Source organism: Streptomyces rectiviolaceus, from assembly GCF_039533825.1.
In the GTDB taxonomy this organism is placed as follows: Bacteria; Actinomycetota; Actinomycetes; order Streptomycetales; family Streptomycetaceae; genus Streptomyces; species Streptomyces rectiviolaceus.
Window position 1 is genome coordinate 8,834 of record NZ_BAAAUG010000063.1, and the last position, 4,023, is coordinate 12,856.

4 protein-coding genes are annotated in these 4,023 nt (G+C 74.9%); 3 read left to right on the plus strand and 1 reads right to left on the minus strand.

Features of this window, described 5'->3' with window-relative positions; translation table 11 throughout:
• Positions 1 to 84: 84 nt before the first annotated feature.
• A complete protein-coding gene (locus ABD378_RS18755; protein ID WP_344522065.1) occupies positions 85 to 1,557 on the plus strand; it encodes an FAD-dependent monooxygenase in 1,473 nt (490 codons plus the stop codon).
• A gap of 31 nt (positions 1,558 to 1,588) precedes the next feature.
• Here the strand turns inward: ABD378_RS18755 and ABD378_RS18760 are convergent, their stop codons facing one another.
• Complete coding sequence (locus ABD378_RS18760; RefSeq protein ID WP_344522066.1) at positions 1,589 to 2,377, minus strand: peptidyl-tRNA hydrolase; 789 nt, start codon at positions 2,375 to 2,377, stop codon at positions 1,589 to 1,591.
• A gap of 86 nt (positions 2,378 to 2,463) precedes the next feature.
• Between ABD378_RS18760 and ABD378_RS18765 the strand changes: the two genes are divergently transcribed.
• The gene (locus ABD378_RS18765; protein ID WP_344522067.1) at positions 2,464 to 3,420 is read left to right on the plus strand and encodes an ABC transporter ATP-binding protein; all 957 of its coding nucleotides are present in this window, start codon (positions 2,464 to 2,466) and stop codon (positions 3,418 to 3,420) included.
• Positions 3,417 to 4,023: ABC transporter (locus ABD378_RS18770; RefSeq protein ID WP_344522068.1), on the plus strand; the 607-nt coding region annotated here is incomplete at its 3' end. The genes ABD378_RS18765 and ABD378_RS18770, both read left to right, overlap by 4 nt.

Sequence of the window (4,023 nt, forward strand, 5' to 3'; positions counted from 1 at the left end):
ACCGGCGTCGACCGATTCTCGTTCGGCCGGGGATTGCATGGCAGTGCCGTTGCAGGCACAGCCACTCGTGATGGGAGATCCTTCGTGCCCGAAACCACCGAAGTGCTGATCGTGGGTGCCGGTCCCACGGGTCTGATGCTCGCCGGAGACCTCGCCGCGGCCGGCGTCTCCGTCACCGTGCTCGAGCGCCGCACACGGAAGTCGGTGCTGACCCGGGCGTTCGCGGTGCACGCACGAACCCTCGAACTCCTGGACGCGCGGGGCATCGCCGACGAACTCGTCGCGGGCGGTGCCCGGATCGACCGGCTGCAGATGATCGGGGACGCCCAGCTCGACCTGGCGCGGCTGCCGTCCCGGTTTCCGTTCATGCTGCTGACGCCCCAGCACGAGACCGAGGCGCTGCTTGCCGGGCGCGCCGAGGCGCTCGGGGCCGAGGTGGTGCTCGGCGCGGAGGTCACCGGGCTGCGGCAGGACGCGGACGGCGTACGGGTGTCCGTGCGCCGGTCCGACGGCACGCGCCCCACGTTCCGGGCCCGCTACGCGGTCGGCGCGGACGGAATGAACAGCGTCGTGCGCACGGCACTTGGCCTCCCGTTCCCCGGCCGGGCCGCCCTGCGCTCGGTGATGCTCGCCGATGTCCGCCTGTCCGTGCCACAGCAGGAGCCGGTGGCGAACGCGGTCAGGGAGGGCATCGCCTTCGTGTCCCCGCTGGGCGACGGCTGGCACCGGGTCGTCGCGTGGGACCGCGGCAAGCAGATGCCGGTCGAAGCCGCCCTCGGTCTCGACGATGTGCGCACGATCACCCGCAAGGCGCTCGGGACCGACTTCGGCATGCACGACCCGCGCTGGCTTTCCCGCTTCCAGACGGACGAGCGCCAGGTGCCGCGCTACCGGGTCGGGCGGGTGTTCCTGGCCGGGGACGCCGCGCACGTGCACTCTCCGGCCGGCGGCCAGGGCATGAACACCGGCCTGCAGGACGCCGCCAACCTGGCCTGGCGGCTTGCCGCCGCGGTGCGGGGACAGGCGCCGGACGGCGTGCTCGACGCGTATGAGGCGGAGCGGCATCCGATCGGCCGGAGCGTGATCCGGGACAGCGGCCGGATGATGCGGATGGCGCTGGTCCATTCGCCCGTGGTGCGCACGCTCGTGAACGCGGCCTCGCGCACCGCCGTCAGGATTCCGCCGCTGGCCGACCGGATGGCGGCCAAGGCCACGGGGATCGCCGTCGCCTACCCGGCGCCGTCCGGCGCCCACCCCCTCGCAGGAAAGCGCGCCCCCGACCTGAAGCTGGCCTCCGGGCCCGGCACCGCGAAGCGGCTGTACGAGGCCCTGCGCGCCTGCCGATTCGTGCTCGTCAGCCGGCACGCCCCCGCGACGGTCTCGACCGAACGTCTTGTCACCGTCGCCCCGGCCGGTCCGACGGCACCGGCGATGATGCTGGTGCGGCCGGACGGATACGTCGCCTGGGCCGCGGACCACGACGACAAGGACGACCACGACGCCATGCTGGCGGCCATCGACGCATGGGTCGGCGCCCGGCAAGGCGCGGCGCAGTGAGCCTGTCGGCCGTCTACGCCGTCTACGCCGTCTACGGCCGGCGCAGGCCCGAGAGCGGCGAGCGCGGTGAGAGCGGACAGAACCGCCGGCCCCCCTCGACTGCGACGGTGTTCCCAGGGGCGATCTCCGTGAAGCCCGCGTCCCGCACCACCGGCAGGCCGCTCGCCACGAGTTCGCGCCAGAGCGCGGCGTCCGCGGTGCGGACGGAGAGCGGGAAACCGGCCTCCCGCCAGGCGGCGCGCTCCTCGTCCGACAGTTCCCACCACGCCAGTTGGGCGCCGTGCCCCGCCTGCGCCATCGCCTTGCCCGCCGACATGTCGACATCGGGGCTCATCCACAGGACCGGCGCGTTCGCGTCCGGCGGCGAAACCGCATCCGGGTCGTCCAGGTCCGTGCCCGAGACCTGGAGCCGCGCCAGGTCCTTGGGCCAGCCGTCGAGCGGCACCGGCGGGAAGACGCGGACCTGCGCCGACCTGCCCGTGACCGTGATGCCGGGGAGCGCGTCGGCCCGCCGCCACTCGGCGCCGCGGGCCCGCCGCACCACCTTGCGGATCCGGGCGTCCTGCCAGTCCCGCATGGCCTGCGCCCACTCGCCGTCGCCCTGGGACCGCTCGTCGTCGAGCATGACGAGCACCGCGCGCGCCGCGGTCTCCAGGGCGTCCGTACGGTGCGGGGGCTCGGCGCGCTCGATGCGCACCACCAGCGGCAGCACGAACTGCGGTGCCTCGTCGCGCGTCGTCCGCTCGCCGCGGAAGGGGCTGTCCTGAGGGGCTGGGGTGTCCTGCGGCTGGGGGTTCCCGGCGGTCTGGTCGCTGCTCACGCGTCCAGTCTGCCAGGCCGAAGATCGGGCCCGGCAGGGGCTTCGCCTCTTGCCCCGCCGCCGGGCCCTTGCGCGAGGATGGCCGCATGGACAGTGATCTTGAGGGGGCCGTCCTGCGGCTCGACGGGGTGGGGCGGCGCTATGCCATGGGCGGTCCGTGGGTGCTTCGCGGCGTCGGGTTCGGCATCGGCGCGGGCACGCTGGTGCGGATCGAGGGTGCGAACGGCACCGGAAAGTCGACCCTGCTGCGGCTGCTCGCCGGGATCGACGCACCGACCGAGGGCCGCGTCGCCGGACGGCCACGCACGGCGTACGTCCCCGAACGCTTCCCCGCGGCGCTGCCGTTCACGGCCGCCGGGTATCTCACCCACCTGGGCCGCGTCCACGGCCTCGCGAAGGGCGCGGCCGAGCGGGGCGCGCGGGAGTGGCTCGAACGCTTCGGAGCTGCGAGCCACGCGGGTACGCCCCTGTCGGAACTGTCCAAGGGCAGCAGCCAGAAGGTCGCAGTGGCCCAGGCGCTGCTCGCGGGACCCGAGCTGCTCGTCCTGGACGAGGCGTGGACGGGCCTGGACGCCGCGGCCCGCGGCGAACTCGACCGCGCCGTCGCCGAGCGGGTCGCGGACGGCGGCGCCGTCGTCTTCGTGGACCACGACCCATTGCGGCTCCCGGGCACGGTCGACGTGACGTACGCGGTGGTCGGCTCGGCAGTGAACGTCCGTACGCCGGACGGGACTTCGCGGGATGCCACGGCCTCGGAAGGTCCTTCGGTCGTGATCGAGGCGCAAGGGCCGCCGGGCGCCGCGCAGCCCTCCGTGCCGGGTGTCGTCACCGCGCACTCCTCGCAGGGGGCGCTGCGGCTGACGGTGGCGGCGACGCACTCGGACGTCGCGCTGCGCGCGCTGCTGACGGCGCGTCCGCCGTGGCACGTGGTGTCGGTGTCCGTGCCGGGGGCCGCCCCGGGATCCGTCCCGGCTCCCGCGTCCGCCGAGCCCTCGGCGGCGCATCCCGCCGCTCCCACGACGAGCGAGGTGCGCGACCGATGAACGCCCTGCTCCACTACCAGTCCGCTCTCCTCCTGCGCTCCCAGCGCTGGCTCGCCCCCGTCATCCTGTACGCCGCGTTCCTCGCCGTCGGCGTACAGAGCGGGCAGCCCGTCCTGGACTCCCTCGCGTACGCGGGCGCCGCGCTGCTGCCCGTCGCCGCCTGGCTGGTGCGGATCTGCGCCACCAACGAGCCGCCCGCCGCCCGCAGTTGCGTGGCCGCGGCCGCCGGTCCCTCGCGGGCGCAGCTGGCCTGCCTGCTCTCCGCGTTCCTCGCCACGGCCGTGCTCGGCGCCCTCGCCACCGTCGTCGTCGCGGTGATCAGCGACCCGGCGAGCACGGATCACCGTACGGCCGTGAACCGGCTCGCGGCGAGCGGTGCGGGGCTGCTCGCGATGCTGGTGAGCGCGCTCCTGGGCACCGCCGTCGGCGCCGTCACCAGCCCGCCGCTGATCCGCTCGCCGGGGCGTGCGGTCCCGTTGATGCTGCTCGCCTCGCTGCTGGCCCTGGTGACCACGGGCTCCCCGGCGAGGGCGGCCCTGACCGCGCTCGTCACGGGGTCGCGGGACGGGGTGGCGCCGGTGCCGCTGCTGCCGGTCGCGGTGG